Source organism: Myxococcota bacterium (assembly GCA_041389495.1).
GTDB lineage: Bacteria > Myxococcota_A > UBA9160 > UBA9160 > UBA4427 > JAWKRT01.
Window position 1 is genome coordinate 139,395 of the sequence record JAWKRT010000006.1, and the last position, 19,376, is coordinate 158,770.

Annotated in this window: 19 protein-coding genes and 1 pseudogene; 6 read left to right on the forward strand and 14 right to left on the reverse strand. The window is 74.0% G+C overall.

What is annotated here, in order from left to right; genetic code table 11:
- The 4 genes and pseudogenes from R3E88_21700 to R3E88_21715 form a co-directional block, all read right to left on the reverse strand.
- Window positions 1-1,668: a carboxyl transferase domain-containing protein gene (locus tag R3E88_21700; protein ID MEZ4219095.1), complete on the reverse strand. Its 1,668-nt coding sequence runs from the start codon at window positions 1,666-1,668 to the stop codon at window positions 1-3.
- A gap of 115 nt (window positions 1,669-1,783) precedes the next feature.
- Window positions 1,784-3,037, reverse strand: a pseudogene (locus tag R3E88_21705) (malic enzyme-like NAD(P)-binding protein).
- 248 nt (window positions 3,038-3,285) lie between these two features.
- Entirely contained in the window at window positions 3,286-3,894 is a 609-nt protein-coding gene (locus R3E88_21710) for a DUF4919 domain-containing protein (protein ID MEZ4219096.1), read from the reverse strand.
- Between the two features lie 122 nt (window positions 3,895-4,016).
- Complete coding sequence (locus R3E88_21715; protein ID MEZ4219097.1) at window positions 4,017-4,265, reverse strand: hypothetical protein; 249 nt, start codon at window positions 4,263-4,265, stop codon at window positions 4,017-4,019.
- 81 nt (window positions 4,266-4,346) lie between these two features.
- Between R3E88_21715 and hflX the strand changes: the two genes are divergently transcribed.
- Complete coding sequence (gene hflX, locus R3E88_21720; protein ID MEZ4219098.1) at window positions 4,347-5,822, forward strand: GTPase HflX; 1,476 nt, start codon at window positions 4,347-4,349, stop codon at window positions 5,820-5,822.
- Between the two features lie 16 nt (window positions 5,823-5,838).
- Here the strand turns inward: hflX and R3E88_21725 are convergent, their stop codons facing one another.
- The 10 genes from R3E88_21725 to R3E88_21770 all read right to left on the reverse strand — a co-directional run bounded on the left by R3E88_21725 (window position 5,839) and on the right by R3E88_21770 (window position 14,781).
- Window positions 5,839-6,213 carry a hypothetical protein gene (locus R3E88_21725; protein MEZ4219099.1) on the reverse strand — a complete coding sequence of 125 codons (375 nt, stop codon included), beginning with the start codon at window positions 6,211-6,213 and terminating at the stop codon, window positions 5,839-5,841.
- A 15-nt stretch (window positions 6,214-6,228) separates the two neighbouring features.
- Window positions 6,229-6,828, reverse strand: coding sequence for a DUF4124 domain-containing protein (locus tag R3E88_21730; protein MEZ4219100.1), 600 nt, complete (start codon window positions 6,826-6,828; stop codon window positions 6,229-6,231).
- Window positions 6,829-6,923: 95 nt separating this feature from the next.
- The gene (locus R3E88_21735) at window positions 6,924-7,448 is read right to left on the reverse strand and encodes a hypothetical protein (GenBank protein MEZ4219101.1); all 525 of its coding nucleotides are present in this window, start codon (window positions 7,446-7,448) and stop codon (window positions 6,924-6,926) included.
- Window positions 7,449-7,589: 141 nt separating this feature from the next.
- The gene (locus R3E88_21740; protein MEZ4219102.1) at window positions 7,590-7,853 is read right to left on the reverse strand and encodes a hypothetical protein; all 264 of its coding nucleotides are present in this window, start codon (window positions 7,851-7,853) and stop codon (window positions 7,590-7,592) included.
- Window positions 7,854-7,903: 50 nt separating this feature from the next.
- On the reverse strand, window positions 7,904-9,292 hold the full coding sequence (locus R3E88_21745) for a serine/threonine-protein kinase (GenBank protein ID MEZ4219103.1): 1,389 nt from the start codon (window positions 9,290-9,292) through the stop codon (window positions 7,904-7,906).
- Window positions 9,293-9,313: 21 nt separating this feature from the next.
- Window positions 9,314-9,766: an FHA domain-containing protein gene (locus tag R3E88_21750; protein ID MEZ4219104.1), complete on the reverse strand. Its 453-nt coding sequence runs from the start codon at window positions 9,764-9,766 to the stop codon at window positions 9,314-9,316.
- Window positions 9,767-9,984: 218 nt separating this feature from the next.
- The gene (locus tag R3E88_21755) at window positions 9,985-10,764 is read right to left on the reverse strand and encodes an IclR family transcriptional regulator (GenBank protein ID MEZ4219105.1); all 780 of its coding nucleotides are present in this window, start codon (window positions 10,762-10,764) and stop codon (window positions 9,985-9,987) included.
- A 497-nt stretch (window positions 10,765-11,261) separates the two neighbouring features.
- Complete coding sequence (gene lspA / locus R3E88_21760) at window positions 11,262-11,807, reverse strand: signal peptidase II (protein MEZ4219106.1); 546 nt, start codon at window positions 11,805-11,807, stop codon at window positions 11,262-11,264.
- On the reverse strand, window positions 11,804-12,331 hold the full coding sequence (locus R3E88_21765) for a tetratricopeptide repeat protein (GenBank protein MEZ4219107.1): 528 nt from the start codon (window positions 12,329-12,331) through the stop codon (window positions 11,804-11,806). Before R3E88_21765 ends, lspA begins: the two co-directional genes overlap by 4 nt.
- Before the next feature lie 53 nt (window positions 12,332-12,384).
- Complete coding sequence (locus R3E88_21770; protein MEZ4219108.1) at window positions 12,385-14,781, reverse strand: PBP1A family penicillin-binding protein; 2,397 nt, start codon at window positions 14,779-14,781, stop codon at window positions 12,385-12,387.
- 284 nt (window positions 14,782-15,065) lie between these two features.
- On the opposite strand from R3E88_21770, the gene argH reads away from it, so the two are divergent.
- The 5 genes from argH to dapB are packed head-to-tail and all read left to right on the forward strand — an operon-like array spanning window position 15,066 to window position 19,362.
- The gene (gene argH, locus R3E88_21775) at window positions 15,066-16,511 is read left to right on the forward strand and encodes an argininosuccinate lyase (GenBank protein ID MEZ4219109.1); all 1,446 of its coding nucleotides are present in this window, start codon (window positions 15,066-15,068) and stop codon (window positions 16,509-16,511) included.
- A gap of 8 nt (window positions 16,512-16,519) precedes the next feature.
- Window positions 16,520-16,789 carry a hypothetical protein gene (locus R3E88_21780; protein MEZ4219110.1) on the forward strand — a complete coding sequence of 90 codons (270 nt, stop codon included), beginning with the start codon at window positions 16,520-16,522 and terminating at the stop codon, window positions 16,787-16,789.
- 33 nt (window positions 16,790-16,822) lie between these two features.
- Window positions 16,823-17,668 carry a diaminopimelate epimerase gene (gene dapF / locus R3E88_21785; GenBank protein MEZ4219111.1) on the forward strand — a complete coding sequence of 282 codons (846 nt, stop codon included), beginning with the start codon at window positions 16,823-16,825 and terminating at the stop codon, window positions 17,666-17,668.
- 33 nt (window positions 17,669-17,701) lie between these two features.
- Window positions 17,702-18,577, forward strand: coding sequence for a 4-hydroxy-tetrahydrodipicolinate synthase (gene dapA, locus R3E88_21790; protein MEZ4219112.1), 876 nt, complete (start codon window positions 17,702-17,704; stop codon window positions 18,575-18,577).
- Entirely contained in the window at window positions 18,574-19,362 is a 789-nt protein-coding gene (dapB, locus tag R3E88_21795; GenBank protein MEZ4219113.1) for a 4-hydroxy-tetrahydrodipicolinate reductase, read from the forward strand. Before dapA ends, dapB begins: the two co-directional genes overlap by 4 nt.
- The last annotated feature ends 14 nt before the right edge of the window (window positions 19,363-19,376 follow it).

Consider the following 19,376-nt stretch of genomic DNA (forward strand, 5'->3'; position numbering starts at 1 on the left):
CTATTCGAACTCCCGCTGCGGCCCGGCCATCGCGGCGGGCACGTAGTGGCGCATCAGGAAATCCAGGTTCTTCGCGAGCACGCGGCGGCTCGTGCCGGGCATGACGAGGCTCGAGACCGAGCCGAGCGCCATCGCCTCCTTCGGGTTCATGAGCTCGCGCTCGTAGCGGTCGCGGACGGCGGCGAGCGCGCGGTCGCGCTCCTTCGACGCCTCCGCCGGCGACTTCCCTTCCTGGATGGCCTTCTGGTAGGCGCCCGCGATGTCGCGCAGCTCCTTCTTGAACACGAACTCGGTACCGCCGCCCGGGCCCATCACCGCGATGCGCGCGTGCGGCATCGCGAGCACGCGATCGGCGCCCGTGAAGTGGCTGTTGTAGGCGGCGTAGGCGCCGCCGAAGGCGTTGCGGATGATGAGCGTCATCGACGGCACGCGGACGTCGATGATCGCGTCGAGCAGCCGCCGGCCCTCGAGGATGATGCCGCGGCTCTCCTGGTCGGTGCCGGGCAGGAAGCCCGTCGTGTCCTCGAGGAAGAGCAGCGGGACGTTGTAGACGTTGCAGAAGCGGATGAAGCGCGTGGCCTTGCGCGCCGCGTCGACGTCGATCTGCCCCGAGGCGACGGCCGAGTTGTTGGCGACGAAGCCGACGACGTGGCCCGCGATCCGGCCGAAGGCCGTGATCATGTTGCGCGCGCGCGCCGGCTGCAGCTCGAAGTACTCGCCGTGGTCGCAGATGTTCTGGATGAAGAGCGTGATGTCGAGCGGCGCGTTCATGCCCGCCGGCGAGTCGAACGTGCGCCGGAAGAGGATGTCCTCCTCGACGACGTAGCGGTCGACGGGGTCGCTCGTCTCGACGTACGGCGCGAACGAGTGGTTGTTGTCGGGCAGGTAGCCGAGCAGCCGGATCGCGGTGCGCAGCGAGGCGAGCTCGTCGTTCGTCGTGATGTCGCAGACGCCGTTGCGTCCGTGCACGCCGGGGCCGCCGAGCTGGTCGGCCGTCACGTCCTCGCCGAGCGCGCTCTTCACGACGCCGGGCCCCGTGAGCCCGATGAACGTGTCGTCGCACTGGATCATGAACGAGCCCTGGCGCGGGAGGTAGGCGCCGCCGCCGGCGTTGTACCCGAACATGAGGCTGATGCTCGGCACGACGCCCGAGATCCTGCGCAGCGCGGTGAACGCCTCGGAGTAGCCGTCGAGGCCGCCGACGCCGGCGGGGACGAACGCACCCGCGGAGTCGTTCATGCCGATCAGCGGGATGCCCTTCTCGCCGGCCATGTAGATCAGGCGCGCGAGCTTCGCGCCGTTCGTCGCGTCCATCGAGCCGGCGCGCAGCGTGAAGTCGTGGCCGTAGACGGCGACGTCGCGCCCGCCGATGTCGAGGATGCCCGTCACGATCGAGGCGCCGTCGAGTCCGGGCCCCCAGTTCGTCCAGAGCAGGTTCGGCTCGGACTTCGTCAGCACGCGCAGGCGCTCGAACACGGTCATGCGCTGCTTCGAGTGCTGCACGCGCACGCGCTCGGTGCCGCCGCCGCGCACCGGACGCGCCTGCATCTCGCGGCCGAACTCGAGCGCATCCTCGTAGATCGCCGCCGACGGGTGCGCGCCCTCGGTCGGCGGCGGCGCGGGCGTCGTCGCGAGCGGGTTCTCGAGGCTGAACGTCGCTTGTTCCATGGATCGGGCCCTTCGCGGCGGGATCGGATGGGACGCCCGGCCGTCGGGGGCGCGCGGCGTGCCGCGCGCCCCCGACGGCCTTCGGCTAGAGCTTCGCGAGGTCGGTGACCGTGAGGTCGAGCCGCTTCTCGTACTCGAGCAGGTCGATCGGCTTGCGCGCGACGCCGCTCTCCATCGCGGCCTGCGCGACCGCGGGCGCCACGTAGAGCAGCACGCGCGGATCGAACGGCTTCGGGATGATGTAGCGGGGGCCGAAGTCGAACACCTCGCCCGGATAGGCGCGCTTCACCGCTTCCGGCACCGCGTCGCCCTTCTTCGCGAGCTCCGCCAGCGCCTTCACCGCCGCGTGCTTCATCGGCTCGTTGATGTCCGTCGCGCGCACGTCGAGCGCGCCGCGGAACAGGAACGGGAAGCCGAGCACGTTGTTCACCTGGTTGTGGTAGTCGCTGCGGCCCGTCGCCGTGATGGCGTCGTCGCGCACGGCCTCGACCTCGGGCGGCGTGATCTCCGGGTCGGGGTTCGCCATCGCGAAGATGATCGGCTTGCCCGCCATCGAGCGGACCATGTCCTGGGTGACGAGCCCGGCCTGCGAGAGGCCCACGAACACGTCGGCGCCCTCGAGCGCCTCGGCGAGCGTGCGCGCCTTCGTGTCGCGCGCGAACGGCTGCTTGAAGGCGTTCAGGTCCGTGCGGCCGGTGTGCACGACGCCCTTGCTGTCGCAGAGCATCATGTTCTCGCGGCGGATGCCGAGGTCGCAGTGCAGCTTCGCGCACGCGATGCCCGACGCGCCGGCGCCGCTGAAGACGACCTTCGCGTCCTCGATGCGCCGCCCCGTGATCTCGAGCGCGTTGAGCAGCGCGGCCGCCGAGATGATCGCCGTGCCGTGCTGGTCGTCGTGGAAGACCGGGATGTCGAGCGACTTCTTGAGCCGCGCCTCGATCTCGAAGCACTCGGGCGCGCGGATGTCCTCGAGGTTGATGCCGCCGAACGTGGGAGCGATGAGCTCGCACACGCGGATCACCTCTTCCGGATCCTCCGAGTCGATCTCGATGTCGAACACGTCGATGTCGGCGAAGCGCTTGAAGAGGACGCCCTTGCCCTCCATCACCGGCTTGCCCGCCGCGGCGCCGATGTTGCCGAGCCCGAGCACGGCGGTGCCGTTCGAGATCACGGCGACGAGGTTGCCCTTCGACGTGTAGGAGTAGATCTGCTCCGGATCCTTCTCGATCTCGAGGCAGGGCGCGGCGACGCCGGGCGAGTACGCGAGCGACAGGTCCTCGGCCGTCACCGTCGGCTTGGTCGGAACGACCTTCACCTTCCCCGGGCGCCCTCGGCGGTGATACTCGAGCGCGTCTTCCTTCAAGCCCACTTTGGTCTTCCTCTGGATGTGGCGACGGGCGGAGAGCGCCCGGCCCCGTCCGTCCGGCGCCCGATACCAAGAGCGTCCCTGCACAGTGCACAGGGACGCCCGCTGTCCGTGGCTGCCGGCGGCGTGAAAGGGCTCGCAGTCTATCAGATCGACGGCGCTTCGGGATGGCGCCGGGCTGCGAGAAAGCGCAGAAGAGGCGCCAACTTGGCGGTGCGCCACGCGCTCGCGCGGAGCCGCGCCCGCCGGCGCTACGGAGCCGCGCGCTCGAGCGCGCGCCGCAGACGGGCGAAGTGCGCGCGCGGCGCGAAGTAGACGACGCTCCGCGCGCCGTCCTCGTCGCTCACCGAGAGCGCATCGACGCCGCCCTCGACGAGCGCCTGCGACTCGCGCTCGAGCCCGAGCGCGCGCAGCACGGCGTACTCCTCGCCGACCGAGATCACGACCCAGGGCGACGCGGCGGAGGCGCCGTCGCCCGAGCGCAGCACCGACTCGAGCAGCCCGTGGCGCCAGTGCTGGTGCTGCATCGACTCGGCCTCGCGGCCGAGCGAGGAGAGCGCCACCGAGCGCAGGTAGTGGAAGTCCATGTCGACGGGGCAGCGGTCGAGGAACGGGGTCGCGACGGCGAGCACCTCGCTCCACTGCTGCTGCGCGAACGCCGCCGCGGCCGCCGCGATCGGCTGGCCCTCCTCGCAGCGCCGTGCGAAGTCGTCGCGCTCGCCGTACTCGCGCCGCAGCTCGCCGAAGTCGACCGGCCGGCTCCAGTCCGTCCGGGAATCGGCATAGCGAAGACGCTCGGCGCCCGGGCCCCCGGCGCGATCGCTCGCGCAGGCCGCGGCGAGCAGCGCGATCGCCGCCACGGCCGCGCACCCTCGATGGCGCTCCCGCATGCGCACCTCCCCCGCAGCGCGCGTGCGCGGCGGATGCGGCGCGTCGTGCACGCGCCGGCGCGCAGCGTACCGCGGGCGGCGATCGGCGGCGTTCAGCGCGGCGTCCGGCCCTCCGCGATCGCCTCGACCGCCTCCTTCGCTTCCTTCAGCCCGACGCGGTGCTGCTCGCGGTAGAGCTTGATCGCCTCGATCTTGCGACCGGCGGCCATCAGGCCCTCGACGGTGTGGGCACCCGCGTCGCCGCCCGCGGGAAGGCGCGCGCCGTCGCCCGCGCTTCCGAGCGCGCGCGCGACGACGAAGACGACGATCATCACGACACCGGCGACGAGGAGGGTCTGCATGGGCCGCCTCTTCGGCGCGCGCGCGCCCGCACTCGAGTACTCTCCCGCCCCGAGCCGCGCCCGCGGTGGAGCTCCGAACCGATGTCGTCGACCGCGCCCGCCCGGCCCCGCGCCGTCTTGCTAGGCGTCCAGCTCTCGGGCGTCGCCGACCGGGACTTCACGTCGTCGCTCGACGAGCTCGCGCGCCTCGCGACGACGCTCGGCTTCGAGGTCGTCGGACGCGTCGTCCAGCGCCGCGCGCGCATGGCGCCGGGCGCGGTCGTCGGCAGCGGAAAGCTGCGCGAGCTCGCGCGCTGGACGGGCGGAACGGGCGTCGTCCCGCTCGGCCCGCGCGCCGCCGGGGCGCGCCGCCGCGACGAGAGCGACGACGAGGACGACGCGCGCGGCGACGAGCCGCGCCACGAGGAGCTCGAGGCCGGCGACGCGAACCGCGACGACGACGGCGAGCGCGAGGACGACGCGGACGACACCGGGGAGGGCCCCGACGACGACGCGCCGCCCGCGACGATCGTGCTCGTCGACCACGACCTGACGCCGTCCCAGGCGCGCAACCTCGAGCGCGCGACCGGCGTCGAGGTGCTCGACCGCACGGCCGTCATCCTCGCGATCTTCCAGCGCCACGCGCGCAGCCGCGAAGCGCGCCTGCAGGTCGAGATCGCGCGGCTCGAGTACATCGCACCGCGGCTGCGCGAGACGGGCCTCGGCCGCGACCGCCAGGGTGGAGGCATCGGCGGCCGCGGCGCGGGCGAGAGCGCGTCCGAGCTCGATCGCCGCAAGGTGCGCGACCGCATCGCCGAGCTGCGCAGCGAGCTCGCGAGCATCGAGCGCGAGGACGCGACGCGGCGCCGGCGACGCGAGGGCGTGAGCACCGTCGCGCTCGTCGGCTACACGAACGCCGGCAAGTCGTCGTGGATGCGCGCGCTCACCGGAAGCGGCGTGCTCGTCGAGGACAAGCTCTTCGCGACGCTCGGCACGACGGTGCGCGTGCTCGAGCACGCGGGCGCGCACCGCATCCTCGTCTCGGACACGGTCGGCTTCATCAAGCACCTGCCGCACGACCTCGTCGCGAGCTTCCGCTCGACGCTCGACGAGGCGCGCGAGTGCGACCTGCTCGTCCACGTCGTCGACGCCTCCGACCCGGCCCACGAGTCGCAGCTGGCGGTGACGACGGACGTGCTCGCGTCGATCGGCGCGGACGAGGCCCCGCGCCTGCTCGTGCTCAACAAGGCCGACAAGCTCGACGAGCTCTCCCGCGCGCGCGTGCGCGCCGCGCACCCCGACGCGCTGCTCGTCTCCGCGCGCCGCGCGGAGGACGTCGCGACGCTTCGCGAGCGCATCGTCGCGCACTTCGAGCGCGACATGGAGGAGGCGGAGCTCGTCGTGCCCTACGCGCTCCAGCGCGTCGTCGCGCAGGCGCACGCGACGGCGCACGTGCTCCGCGAGGAGCACGACGCCGAGGGGACGCGCATCCGCGTGCGGGCGAGCGCGCAGGCGCTCGCGCGCCTGCGCTCGGAGCTCGCGGCGGCCGCCGCGTCGGGCCGGCCCGCCGACCGCTGACCCGGCGAAGTCTGGACTAACGAGCGCTCGCCACGGCGAGGCTCGCGACGAGCAGCCAGAGCGCGCCCGTCGCGACGCCGCCGACGTGGAGCGGCGTCGCGATCGCGAGCCAGCGGCACAGGCGCAGGAGCGACGGCGACAGCCCGGCGCGACCCGCCTCGAAGTAGAGGAAGCGCTGCAGCGCGAGGCTGCGTTCGGGCGAGGCCATCCAGAGCGACGGTCGCCCGAGGCGTTCGAACTCGCTCGGACACTCGCGCTCGAGGCGTCGCAGGAGGGCGGCGTAGCCCGGCAGCGTCACCGCCGTCCCGAGCACGACCGCGGCGGCGAGGAGGGCGAGCGGTGCGTGGAGCGGCGGTGCGAGCGCGGCGCCGACCGCGGCGAGGACGTCCATCGCGCGGCCGCGACGCTAGTCGCGGATCCAGCCCGGCGGAACGCCGGCCGCGTGCGCGCGCTCCTCGAGGCGCTCGAGCCAGCGGCGGTTCATGTCGATCTCGTCGCGCACCTTCTGGCAGGCGTTGGCCTCCGCCATCTCCTCGTCGTAGGCGCGCCGGCCGGCGCCCTCCGTGTACCGGAAGCGGTCGCCCTTGCAGCGCTCGGCCGCGCCCTCGAGTCGGGCCATCGCGTCGCGGTACTTCTGCGCTTCGGCCCGCCACTCGGCCTCGGTCTTCCCGCCCGCGCGCTCTTCGGCGGGCTCGGCGCCGCGCGCCGTGCGCGCGGCCGGGCCGGCGCGCCGTCGGGCCGCGGGTGCGGCGGCCGGGGCCTCCCCTGCGCGCGGCGCGCTCGATGCGCCGGATGCGCTCGGGACGACGCCGCGCTGGAAGGAGCCCTTCCCCGCGCGCGCGGCCGCGGCGGCGGCCGCCCGCTGGTCGGCCGGCACCTCGTCGGGGTTCGACGTGAAGTGGACGACCCCATCGGGATCCGTCCACTTGTAGATCTCGGCCGGTGCGGCCGCGGCCAGCACGACGAGCGACGCGAGAGCCAGGGCCGGCGCGAGACACGATCGCATGCGCGCATCCTCCTCGGCCGCGCACGGTCGGCCGGGCCCGGCGAACGCTTGAGGAGACGGCCGCGGATGCCGGTGCGATGCGCGCGTGCCGCGCGTCAGTCCGCGCGCGGCTTCCACCCGGCCCCGCGCACGTGCGCGGGCACCGGAGTGTGGGCGCCGTCCCAGTCGTCGAGCCGCTCGACGAGCCACTGGAACCACTCGGAGAACGTCGGCTGCCGGTTGCGGACGCGCGTCTCCTCGACCCATCGGGCGAGCTTGCGCCACATCACGCGCGAGAGGCCGCCCGCGAGGTCGCGCACGAGCGAGAACGGCGCGATGCGCCGGAACACGAGCAGCCCCATCGTCTCGAACGTCGTGGCGACGAGGAGGGCCGCCGACTCGTGCTCGGGCCCGAGCGCGCGCAGCGAGTCCGCGTCCGTCTCGTCGGGCAGCGCCATCACGACCTGGACGGCGCGCGCGAGCTCCGGACTGTAGAAGGAGCGCATCAGCTCGCTCGCGACGGCGTCCTCGCGCACGCGCCGCGCTTCGCGCAGCTGTCGCACCGCGAAGAAGGCGCCGCCCACGACGGTCGCCCCGCCGAGGATCTCCGCCAGGTTGGCGAGGGTTGCGAGGTCCGTCATCGAGCGCGCCTCCGGCGCGCAGCATACGCGATGGCGGAGTCGCCCTCGCGCACTTCCCCTTCGACGTCGCCCTCGTCGGGAGCCGCAGGGCCGGCGCCGGCGCGGGACGGCGCGCCGCGAGCCGCGCAGGCTCGCGCCCGACTAGCGTTCGACCGGGCACTCCTCGGCGCGCGGGTCGCAGCCCCACGCGCGGCGCGCGTTCGACTCGTAGCGCGCCTGCGCCTCGCGAAGGCGCGCGGCGAGCGCGGCGCACTCGGGGTGGTCGGCTCCGCGCTCGGCGACGCAGGCGCGGTGGGCCTCGCGCGCGGCCGCGACCTCGCGTCGCTCGCTCGCGACACACGCGTTCGTGGAGAGGCCCAGCACGAGCAGCGCGAGGAGCCGCAGGCGGATCGGTCGCAGTGCCAAGGCGGGCGTCCCTCCAGCGTCGCTCCGGTGGACGCGGGCGCCGCGCGAGCTCACGACTCGCCCGGCGAGCGAGCCTCCACGGTAACGGCTTCGCCGCTCGGTGCGCGAGCCTCGACGGCAAGGGGGTCGCCGGCCGACGCCTGCGCTTCGATCGGAGGGGCGGGGCCACCCGGTGCGCGCGCCGCGGATGCGCGCGCTGCGTCGCCCGTCTCGCGCGGCGCGGCGCGAGCCACGAGGTGGCTGCGCGCGGCGGCGCGCGCGCGCACGTCCGCGAACGCGGCTCGCGCGCGATCCGTGTAGCCCGCGACGACGAGCGGGCGCGCCAGCGCGCCAGCGAGCGCAGCGGTCGCGAGTGCGAGCACGACGGCCGCGGCGAGCGCGCGCAGCGGACGGCGAGCGGGCGCGCGCGGCTCGGCCGCGACGAGCACGAGCGTCTCGTCGCTGCGCGGCTCGATCACGTTTCGCTCGCGCAGGAAGCGCGCGAGCTCGGCCTGGCAGTCGGCCGACGCGGGGCTCGCGAGGAGCTGCTCGAGCGCGCGGCGCAGCTCGCGCGCGCTCGCGACGCGCCGCTTCGGGCTCGGGCGCAGGCAGCGCGCGACGAGCCGCGCGAGCCGTCGCGGCACGCCGCGCGCGGCGCGCCGCACCGGGACGTAGCGCCCGCGCTGGATGCGCAGTGCGGCGCTGTCGCTCGCCGGACGCGCCGCGCCGACGCCGGCTCCGTCGTCCGTGCCGCGTGCACCGCCGCCCGACGCGCCGTCGCACGCCGCGGGCGGAAAGGCCGGCGCGCCGGTCAGCATCTCGTAGAGCACGCAGCCGAACGCGAACACGTCGCTGCGCGCATCGGCGCGCTCGCAGCGCAGCTGCTCGGGCGCCATGTACGAAGGCGTGCCGAGCGCGACGCCGGGGCGCGTCAGCGGCGACGCCTCGGCGTCGAGCGCGAGCCCGAAGTCCGTGATCTTCACCTCGCCGCGGCGACCGAGGAGCAGGTTGGCGGGCTTCAGGTCGCGGTGGAGCGTGCCGCGCGCGTGGACGGCCTCGAGGCCACGCGCCATCTCGAGCGCGATCGTCGCCGCGACGCGCCACGGCAGCGCGCCCTCGAGCGCGATCGCGCTCGCGAGGTCGACGCCGTCGACGTACTCGAGCGCGATGTACTGCGCGCCCCGGTGCGTGAAGAGATCGTAGACGGCGACGACGTTGCCGTGGTGGAGCGCGCCGGCGGCGCGCGCCTCGCGTTCGAAGCGCGCCGCGAGCTCGGGCTCGCCCGCCAGGTCGCGCAGGATGCGCTTGAGCACGACCGCGCGGCCGAGCGACGTCTGCGTCGCGAGCAGCACCTCGCCCATGCCGCCGCGCCCGATCTCGCGCTCGACGGTGAAGCCGCCGAGCGTGCGGCCGCCCGTCGCTGCGGACGCGCGGCCCGCCGTCGCCGAGGTCGCTGCCATCGGGGTGTCGCGGTCGTCGCGCTAGGCGCGGCGCGCGGTGTCGAGCGCGTCGTCGAGATCGGCGACGTCGCTCAGGTCGCCGAGATCCCAGACGCGGCCCCCCGCGCCCGAGCCCGCGATCTCCTCGACGACGTACTGGAGCTCGACGGAGCCGATGTGCACGCGATCGCCGTGCTCGAGTGCGGCGCCGGCGACGCGCGCGCCGTTGACGCGCACGCCGTTCGTGCTTCCGAGATCGCGAATGCCGAAGCCCGCGACGCCGAGCTCGATGCACGCGTGCTCGTGCGAGACCGATGCGTCCTCGATGCGGATCGACACCTTGGCCGAGCGCCCGATCACCGCGCGCGTCGCGCCGAGCTCGTACTCGCTGCCCGCCGCCGGACCGCTCAGCACCGTGAGCGCGGCGCGGTGCGCCTTCAGGAAGTCCTCGCCGCACTGCTTCGCCGTCACGCGCCGCGTTCGACCGTCTCGCATGCTCGCCTCCCCGGGTTGCGCGGCGAGAGCGAGCGCACGCCGCCGTGCGCGGTGCTCGCGTCGTGCGCATTCGGGGCGGGCGTGTCGGCGCGTCACCCCAGCCGCGCCGTGACTCGTGTCACGACGCGGGAGGAGACGCGGTGCGCGCGCACGGCATTGCGCACGAGGAAGCGCAGCGACCTCGTGCGAGCGGCGGCGCGCAGGGCGCGCGCGCCGCGTCAGGCGCCGAGCTGGTGAGAGAGGCGCTCGGCCGCCGCGACGAGCTCGGGCACGGCGACGTCGTGCAGGCGCATCTCCGTCAGGCGGTTCGACGGCCCCGACACGGAGAGCGCTCCGACGCACCGCCCGCCTTCCTGGAAGACGGGAGCGGCCGCGCACGCGAGGCCTTCGTCGTACTCGCCGAGGTCGAGCGCGAAGCCCTGCGACGCGACGGCGCGCAGCTCCTCGACCAGCTTGTCGCGATCCGTGATGGTGGCGGGCGTCGACGATGCGAGCCCCGCGGCGATGCAGCGCTCGTCGAAGGCGACGCGCGTGGGTGCATCGGCGTGCGCGACGAGCACCTTGCCGAGCGCCGTGCAGTGCACGGGGAGCCGGCGGCCGACGCGCGAGGCCGCGAGCACGAGCGCGCGCGGCTGCTCGCCGTCGAGGTGGATCACCTCGAAGTCGTGCATCACGCCGAGGTGCGCGGACTCGCCGAGCTCGAGCGCGAGCGACTCGAGCACGGGGCGCGCGCGTTCGAGCAGCCGGCTTCCGCGCGCGAACGCGCGGCCGAGCTCGAGGCACCGCGTCCCGAGCCTGTAGCGGTCCGTCGAGGCGCTCTGCTCGATGTAGCCCTCGAGCTCGAGCGTCGCGAGCAGCCGGAACACGTTGTTCTTGTGGAGGTCGAGGCGACGGGACAGCTCGCTCACGCCGAGCTCGATCTCGTCCTGGAACATCTCGAGCAGGCGCAGCGCATTCTGCACCGTCTGGATCGCGTAGTCGCTCTTCGGCTTCGTCATCGTGTCGCAATCGCACTCCGCAGCGTAGGACGCGGTCGTCCACCGCGCGCTGCAATCGGGGCCGCGCCTCGCGGACGCGCAACCTTCGGGTTGGCAATGCAGCACTGGATCGGACGTCGGGCGAGCGGGGCTTCAGCGACAGGAGCGCTCTTCACGACCGACGAACCGTCGTGAGGCGCCAGAGCAACCGGGGGGATCATGCTGGCACCGACTGGCAGTGTTGAGCTTGGTGACGAGGGCCGGGGAAGTGAACCCGTCGTCGGAAGCGGGCCCATCTTGCCAGCACCGCCGACGGTGTCAAGCAAGCATGCGCGCATTTTTTCGCTGCGCGCGACGTACACACGGAACGGTGTTCGTCGTTTCGCGCGAAGGATCGCGACGAACAACGGGATTCGTCACGGCGCGCACGCGTGCGACGCGATGCGCGCGCTGCGATTTTTTTCGCGCGCGGCGTGCGCGACGTCGCACACGCCGCGATCGCCGACCGCGCGTGCGCGCTAACGCCGCGATTCGTCGGCGTCGATGCCGCGCGACACCGCCTCGCGCGCGAGCATGTCGACGAGCAGGACGACGACGCCGACGACGATCGCGACGTCGGCGAGGTTGAAGTGGGGCCACGCGTAGCCCTGCCACAGGTCGAAGTAGAGGAAGTCGACCACCTCGCCACTCCCGATCAGGGGTAGGCGGTCGATCGCGTTGCCGACGGCGCCGCCGGCGACGAGCCCGAGCGCCACGGGCTCGCGCCGCTCGCCGCGCGCCACGGCGCGCAGGTGGACGAGGATCACGAGCAGCGCCGCAGCGGCCGCCGTCGCAAAGAGCATGCCGCGCAGCTCGGGCGAGCTCGATGCGAGGAATCCGAACGCCGCACCCGGGTTCCGCACGTGCGTGATCGAGAAGAACCCGCGCACGACGTCGACGCTCGAGCCGGGCTCGATCGCGTGCACGACGCATGCCTTTGCGATGCGATCGAGCGCGGCCGTCGCGAGTGCGGCGATCGCGAACGCGGCGTGCTTGGGTGCGAGGCCAGCCGGAGCGTCGGTCACAGCAGCTCCGCGGCGTCGAGCTGCCCGTCGCTCCAGGCCCGCGGGTCGAGCTCGCGCGCCCGGTCGAGCCACGCGCCGGCGTCCGTGCCGCCACTCGACGCGCGCTCGATCGCGCCGCGCAGGCCGACGAGATGCGCCTCGACGCCCGGCGCGGGCTCGGCGTCGCGCTCGGCCTCGACGAGCGAGCGCGCCCGGTCGAGGAAGCGCCGCGCCTGCGCGACCTGGCGGCGGTCGAGCTCGAAGCGCGCGTAGACGAGGTAGGCGTAGGGGTTGGTGGGGTCGATCGCGATGGCGCGCTCGTACTGGCCCTTCGCGCGCGGCGCGTCCCCGGCGGCGTCGGCGCGCAGGCCCTCGACGAGCAGGCGCGTCGAGGCCCGACGCACGGCGTCACCCGCATCGACGAGCTGCGAGATGCGCAGCGACGGGCGCGGCGCGAGCCGCGGCGCGACTCCCGCGCAGCCCGCCGCAACGAGCAGCAGTGCGACGAGCCGCAGTGCGACGGGCCGCAGTGCGACGGGCCGCACCGCGACCCGCGCCCGCGCGCTGCATCGCGTCGCGGTGCGCGCAGCGCGCGCGCTCACAGCCGCCCCCGCAGCCAGTCGAGGATGCCGCGCCGTCGCCGCTGCGGCGGCGCGTCGCGATCCTCCTCGCGCCCGTTCCCGAAGCGGCTCCAGAAGCTCTCCTCCTCGCGGCTGCGAATGCCGCGGTACGTGCACACGGAGTCGGGCTCCGTCCCCGACAGGAAGTACTCGTCGCGGTGCTGCGGACAGGTCGCCGCCGCGATGGCGCCGCTCTCGGGATCGATCTCGAACGTCTCCACCTCGGGCGGCTTCGGGAAGGCGCCGCGCACGCTCGTGCCCACGGCCTCCTTCATGAAGCGCACCCAGATGGGGATCGCGCCGCGGCTGCTCGACACGCCGAGGCTGCGCGGCGTGTCGAAGCCGATCCACACGACGGCCACGAGCTCGGGCGTATAGCCCGCGAACCAGAGGTCCCGCTCGTCGTCGGTGGTGCCCGTCTTGCCCGCGATCGGGCCCTCCATCCCCATCGAGCGCACGCGCGCCGCGGTGCCCCGATCGACCACCCCGCGCAGCAGCGACGTGACGAGGAACGCGGTTCCCTCGTCGAGCACGCGGTCGAAGCGGAGCTCGCGGCGCTCGAGCGCGCCCACGTGCGCATCGACGACGTCCTCGAACGCGTGCGGCCACGGGCGCACGCCGCCCGCCGCGAGCGTCGCGTACGCGCGTGCGACCTCGAGCGGCGCGAGCTCGGCGGTGCCGAGCGCGAGGCTCGGCACGTTCGGAAGGCTGCTCTCGACGCCGAGCCGCCGCGCCATGTCCGCCACGCGCGCGATGCCGACCTCCTGACCGAGCCGCGCGGCCGCGACGTTCATCGAGCGCTCGATCGCCTCGCGCACGCCGACGCGTCCGTGGAACTCGCCGTCGAAGTTCTTGGGGCGCCAGCTGCCCTGCGGCGTCGCGACCTCGAACGGCTCGTCGTCGACGAACGAGGCGAGCGTGATGAGCGGCCCGCCCGCGCGGCCCTCGAGCGCGGCCGCGTAGACGAAGGGCTTGAACACGCTCCCGACCTGGCGGCGCGCCTGCGCACAGCGATCGAACTGCGACAGCCCGTAGTCGCGGCCGCCGACCAGCGCGAGGATCTCTCCCGTCTGGGGACGCAGCGCGATGATGCAGCCCTGGAGACGCTCGCTCGCGGTCTTCGCCGCGAGGGACGGGTGCTCCTTCTCGAGCTGCGCGAGCCCCTCGTCGAGCGCCTTCGCCGCTGCGCGCTGCAGGCGAAGGTCGAGCGTCGAGTAGATGCGCAGGCCCTCGGCCTCGAGCATCGCTTCGTCGTACACCTCGGGAAGCTGGCGACGCAGCAGGTCGAGGAAGTAGCGGGCGTCGCCCGGGTCGGGCGTGATCTCGGCGACGCCGAGCGGCTCGGCCACCGCGGCCGCCTGCTGCGCCGCGTCGATGCGCCCCTGCCCGCGCATCAGCTCGAGCACGAGGTTGCGCCGCAGGATGGCGTCCTCGGCGTTGCGGTGCGGCGAGAGGCGGTTCGGGCTCTGGATGATCGCGGCGATCGTCGCCGCCTCGCCGAGCGTGAGATCGCGAACGCGTTTGCCGAACACGAAGTGCGCGGCCTCGCCGACGCCGTGCACGGCCGTCGACCCGCGCTGCCCGAGGTAGATCTCGTTCAGGTAGGCCTGCAGGATCTCGGGCTTGTCGTAGCGGGCCTCGACGAGCAGGGCCATCGCCGCCTCGGTCGCCTTGCGCGTGTACGACCGCTCGGGCGTCAGGAAGAAGTTCTTCACGAGCTGCTGGGTGAGCGTGCTGCCGCCCTGCGTGATCGAGCCCGCGCGCAGGTTCGCGAGGAAGGCGCCGGCGATGCGCACGGGGTCGATGCCGTGGTGCGACTCGAAGCGGCGGTCCTCGACGGCGAGGATCGCGTCGATCAGGTGCTGCGGGACCTCGTCGATGCGGACGAGCTCGCGCTCCTCGTGCTCGCTCCCGTAGAAGGCGCCGACGGGCTCGGGCTCGACGAGCACGGCGCCCACCTCGCGGCCGCGCGGCAGCTCGCGGATCTGCTCGATGGTCGAGCCGCTCATGCGCAGCACGACGTCGCGCGCGGGCTCGCCGCGCGTCGGGTGCTCGAACGGCCGCAGGTGGATGCGCACGCGGCCCGGCGAGACGCGGAACCGGCCCTCGGCGAGCGGCGCGTCGGCCCCGCCGTCCTGCTCGCGGTAGCCGAGCCGGAGGAGCTGCCCGCGCACGTCGGCGCGCTTCGTGTCGAGACCCGGATAGAGAATGGCGGGCGCCGCGAAGACGCGGGACGGGACGCGGAACGGGCGCCCCTCGAACCGCTCGCGCACGACGCCGTCGAGATCGAGCAGCCAGCGCGAGCAGAGCAGGCCACCGACGAAGGCGAGGACGGCGAGGACGCGCAGCCCGAGCCGCGCGCGCGGGCGCGTCACGACGCGGGCGACGGCGCGCCGCGCGCGCGCCACGGCGCGGCGAGCGAGGCCGCGACCGCCCGGCCCTCCTGCGCGCTGCGCTCCCGCGCGCGCGCCCTTGCTGCGCCCCTTGCGCCGCGCCGCCACGTCGAACCCCCCGAGCCGTCCGCCGAGCCCGATCGACGGGCGGAGGCTAGCGGCGGTTCCCGACCGCTGCGCTCGGCGCGCGACATCGCGCTCCGAGCGGCGGCCCCCGCCTCTGCGGGCGTTGTCGCCGGATCGGAAAGCCGCGAAAGTTACCGGCCATGTCGAAGCCGGCGCACGACGGGGCGAAGAGCCCGAAGAAGCCCTGGGGCGGCCGCTTCAGCGAGGCGACCGACCCGGCCGTCGAGCGCTTCACCGCTTCCGTGCACTTCGACAAGGCGCTCGCGCGCTACGACATCCGCGGCTCCGTCGCACACGCGCGCATGCTCGGCGCGACCGGCATCGTGCCCGCGCAGGACGTCGACGCGATCGTCACGGGCCTCGAGTCGATCGCGGCCGACATCGAGGCCGGTCGCTTCGCCTTCGACCCGGCGCTCGAGGACATCCACATGAACGTGGAGTCGGCGCTGCGCGAGCGGATCGGCGCCGCGGCCGGGCGCCTGCACACGGGGCGCAGCCGCAACGACCAGGTCGCAACCGACCTCGCGCTCTACCTGCGCGACGTCGCCACGGCCGCCGAACGCGGCCTCTGCGAGCTCGCGCTCGTGCTCGTCGCGCGCGGCGAAGAGCACGTCGACACCGTCCTGCCCGGCTACACGCACCTGCAGCGCGCGCAGCCCGTCCGGCTCGCCCACCACTGGCTCGCGTTCGTCGAGATGCTGCGGCGCGACGCGGGCCGCATGGCCGGCCTGCGCGCCCGGCTCGCGCACTCGCCGCTCGGCGCGGGCGCGATCGCGGGCTCCACGCTGCCGCTCGACCGCGCGCACACGGCGGCCGCGCTCGGCTTCCCCGCCGGGCCGACCCACAACAGTATGGATACCGTCGCCTCGCGCGACGTCGCCCTCGAGTTCCTCGCGGCCTGCGCGATCGCGATGGTCAACCTCTCGCGGCTCTCGGAGGAGCTCGTCGTCTGGTCGTCGAGCGAGTTCGGGTTCGTCGAGCTGGCGGACGCCTACTCGACGGGCTCGTCGCTCATGCCGCAGAAGAAGAACCCGGACGTGCCCGAGATCGTGCGCGGCAAGACGGGCCGCGTCGTCGGCAACCTCGTCGCTCTCCTGACCGTGATGAAGGGCCTGCCGCTCACCTACAACCGCGACATGCAGGAGGACAAGGAGCCCGTCTTCGACAGCGCCGACACGCTGCGGACGGCGCTCGAGGTGACGGCGGGAGCGGTCGCCACGCTGCGCGTCCGCGTCGAGACCATGCGCGCGGCGGCCGCCGACCCGATGCTGCTCGCGACGGACCTCGCCGAGGCGCTGGTGCGCGAGGGCGTTCCCTTCCGCGAGGCGCACGAGGCCGTCGGGCGCATCGTGGCGCACGTCACCGACGGGCGGCTCGACCTGCGCGATCTGTCGCGCGACGATCTGCGCGTCTTCCATCCCGCCTTTCCGGCCGGCTGCGACGAGCTCCTCGACATCGAGGCGAGCTTCGCCGCGCGCGACCTGGTCGGCGGGACGTCGCGCGAGCGCGTGGCATCGGAGCTCGCGCGCGCGCGCGGCGAGCTCGAGGGCGCGCTGCGCGCGCTCGACCTCGCCTCCGCACCCTGAGAGACCCCATGATCACCGCCCCCGGCCGCCTCTCTCGCGCCCTCGCACTCGCGGGCGCGCTCCTCGCTGTCGCCGCCGCGTGCGGGCGCTACGGTCCGCCGCGGCGCATCGAGTCGCCGCCCGTGCACGTCGCACCCGGCTCCGAGGCCGAGGCCGCCACCGAAGCGGACGATGCGACCGCGAGCGACGACGAGGTCTGGCGCGCGGACGATGCGACGCCCGAGGCCGACGACGCGCGAGCGCGAGCGAGCGGCCCGGCGCGCGAGACGGCCTGGTAGGCGCCGCAGCGCGCCCGCGCACGGAGAAGCGGCATGAGCGACATCGCGTTCACGAAGATGCACGGCGCGGGCAACGACTTCGTCGTGCTCGATGCCATCGCGCAGCCGCTGCCGCCGCTCGAGGCGTTCTCGCGCCGCATCGCCGACCGGCACTTCGGGATCGGCTGCGACCAGGTGCTCGTCGTCGAGCGCCCGACGCCCGGAACGGAAGCCGACTTCCGGATGGACATCTACAACGCGGACGGCTCGCGCGTCGAGATGTGCGCGAACGGCATCCGCGCCTTCTACAAGTTCCTGCGCGATCACGGCCACACGCGCGCCGACGCGGTGCGCGTCGAGACGCTCGGCGGCGTCGTCGTGCCGCGTCACGCCGGCGACGGGCTCGTCACCGTCGACATGGGTCGCCCCGTGCTCGAGCCGGCGAAGATCCCGACCCGGCTCGGCGCGGGCGACGGCCCCGTGCTCGACGTCGCGCTCGAGGTCGACGGCGAGACGTACACGGTATCGAGCGCGTCGATGGGGAACCCGCACTGCGTCATCGAGGTGCCCGACCCGGACGCGTTCCCGGTCGGCGCGGTCGGGCCGCGCATCGAGCACCACGCCGCGTTCCCGAACCGCGTCAACGTCGAGTTCATCACCGTGGTCGCGCGCGACCGCATCCGGCAGCGCACCTGGGAGCGCGGCACCGGCGAGACGCTCGCGTGTGGCAGCGGCGCGTGCGCGGTGGCGGTCACGTCCATGCTGCGCGGGGTGGTCGATCGCAGCGTCGCGATCGAGCTCCGGGGCGGCGAGCTGCGCATCGAGTGGGCGAGCGACGACGCGCGCGTCTTCATGACCGGCCCGGCCGCCGAGGTCTTCACCGGCACCATCGCGGCCTGAGGGAACGCGGCTCGCGCCGCGGGAGGGGACACCATGTTCGAGGGCGTGCTGACCGCGCTGGTCACCCCCTTCCAGGACGGCGAGGTCGACGAGCCCGCCCTGCGGCAGCTCGTCGAGGAGCAGGTCGAGGCCGGCATCGACGGGCTCGTCCCGTGCGGATCGACCGGCGAGAGCGCGACGCTCTCGCACGCCGAGCACCGGCAGGTGGTCGAGATCGTGGTCGACGCCGTGAACGGCCGCGTTCCCGTCGTCGCCGGAACCGGCTCGAACAACACGCGCGAGGCGATCGAGCTGACGCAGCACGCGAAGGACGCGGGCGCGGACGGCGCGCTCCTGATCTCGCCCTACTACAACAAGCCGACGCAGGAAGGCATCGCGCAGCACTACGAGGCGATCGCCAAGGCCACCTCGTTCCCGCTCGTCTACTACAACATCCCCGGTCGCACGGCGTCGAACATCGCGGCCGCCACGCAGCGGATGCTCGCCGGCATCGAGTACGTGGTCGGCGTGAAGGAGGCCTCGGGCGACATCGGCCAGATCTCCGAGGTCGTGCGCACCTGCCCGAGCGACTTCACCGTGCTCTCGGGCGACGACGCGATGACGCTCCCGCTGATGGCCGTCGGCGGCAAGGGCGTGATCTCGACCAGCAGCAACCTCGTGCCGCGCGAGATGTGCGAGATCGTGCGCGCCTGCAACGAGGGCGACTACGCGCGCGCGCGCGACGTGCACTTCCGGCTCATGCCCGTCTTCGACGCGCTCTTCTGCGAGACGAACCCGATCCCGGTGAAGGCCGCGCTCGCCATGCAGGGGAAGATCGGCGACGAGATCCGGCTGCCCATGACGCGCATCGGAGAGGCTTCGGCCATGCGGCTGCGCGGCGTCCTGAGCGACCTGGGGCTGCTCTCGTGAGCGAGCGTCCCGTCGCCGTCGTCGGTGCGCTCGGCAAGATGGGCAAGGAGGTGCGCGCCGCCGTCGCCGCGCGGCCGGAGCTCCGCATCGGCGGCGCGCTCGAGGCCCCCGGCCACCCGAGCATCGGCGGACGCATCGAGAACGACGTCATCATCGCCGGCGACGCCGCCGCGGCCTTCGCGGGCTGCGATGTCGCGATCGACTTCTCGGTCCCGAAGGCGACGCTCGCGAACCTGCGCGTCGCGGCCGAGGCGGGCATCGCCTACGTCACGGGCACGACGGGCTTCACGCCGAGCGAGCTCGACGAGGTCGCGACGCTCGCGAAGACGATCCCCGTGCTGCACGCCCCGAACTTCTCCGTCGCCGTGAACGTGCTCGCGTGGGTCGTGCGCGAGGCCGCGGCGCGTCTCGGGCCGGGCTACGACGCCGAGATCGTCGAGCTCCACCACGCGGCGAAGCGCGACGCGCCGTCGGGCACCGCGCTGCGGCTCGCCGAGGCCGTCGCGGCGGGACGCGGCATCGCGCTCGAGCCCAACCTCGTGCTCGAGCGCGCCGGCGAGACGGGCCCGCGGCCGCGCGACGCGATCGGCGTGCAGACGCTGCGCGGCGGCGACAACACGGGCGAGCACACGGTCATGTTCATCGGGAAGGGCGAGCGCCTCGAGCTCGTCCATCGCTCGTCGACGCGCGGCCACTTCGCGGCCGGGGCCGCGCGCGCCGCGGCCTGGCTCGTCGACAAGCCCGCCGGTGCGTATCGCATCGAGCAGGTGCTGGGGCTCGACTGACGTGCGCCCGCGCC

What these genes read in the sequence shown, in the direction of transcription:
- R3E88_21730 (MEZ4219100.1), bottom strand. Translation starts at nt 6,828, where the DNA reads ATGCGATCGTGTCTCGCGCCGGCCCTGGCTCTCGCGTCGCTCGTCGTG.
- dapF (MEZ4219111.1), top strand. Translation starts at nt 16,823, where the DNA reads ATGAGCGACATCGCGTTCACGAAGATGCACGGCGCGGGCAACGACTTC.
- R3E88_21750 (MEZ4219104.1), bottom strand. Translation starts at nt 9,766, where the DNA reads ATGCGAGACGGTCGAACGCGGCGCGTGACGGCGAAGCAGTGCGGCGAG.
- R3E88_21725 (MEZ4219099.1), bottom strand. Translation starts at nt 6,213, where the DNA reads ATGGACGTCCTCGCCGCGGTCGGCGCCGCGCTCGCACCGCCGCTCCAC.
- dapA (MEZ4219112.1), top strand. Translation starts at nt 17,702, where the DNA reads ATGTTCGAGGGCGTGCTGACCGCGCTGGTCACCCCCTTCCAGGACGGC.
- argH (MEZ4219109.1), top strand. Translation starts at nt 15,066, where the DNA reads ATGTCGAAGCCGGCGCACGACGGGGCGAAGAGCCCGAAGAAGCCCTGG.
- R3E88_21745 (MEZ4219103.1), bottom strand. Translation starts at nt 9,292, where the DNA reads ATGGCAGCGACCTCGGCGACGGCGGGCCGCGCGTCCGCAGCGACGGGC.
- R3E88_21715 (MEZ4219097.1), bottom strand. Translation starts at nt 4,265, where the DNA reads ATGCAGACCCTCCTCGTCGCCGGTGTCGTGATGATCGTCGTCTTCGTC.
- R3E88_21755 (MEZ4219105.1), bottom strand. Translation starts at nt 10,764, where the DNA reads ATGACGAAGCCGAAGAGCGACTACGCGATCCAGACGGTGCAGAATGCG.
- hflX (MEZ4219098.1), top strand. Translation starts at nt 4,347, where the DNA reads ATGTCGTCGACCGCGCCCGCCCGGCCCCGCGCCGTCTTGCTAGGCGTC.
- R3E88_21735 (MEZ4219101.1), bottom strand. Translation starts at nt 7,448, where the DNA reads ATGACGGACCTCGCAACCCTCGCCAACCTGGCGGAGATCCTCGGCGGG.
- R3E88_21700 (MEZ4219095.1), bottom strand. Translation starts at nt 1,668, where the DNA reads ATGGAACAAGCGACGTTCAGCCTCGAGAACCCGCTCGCGACGACGCCC.
- R3E88_21780 (MEZ4219110.1), top strand. Translation starts at nt 16,520, where the DNA reads ATGATCACCGCCCCCGGCCGCCTCTCTCGCGCCCTCGCACTCGCGGGC.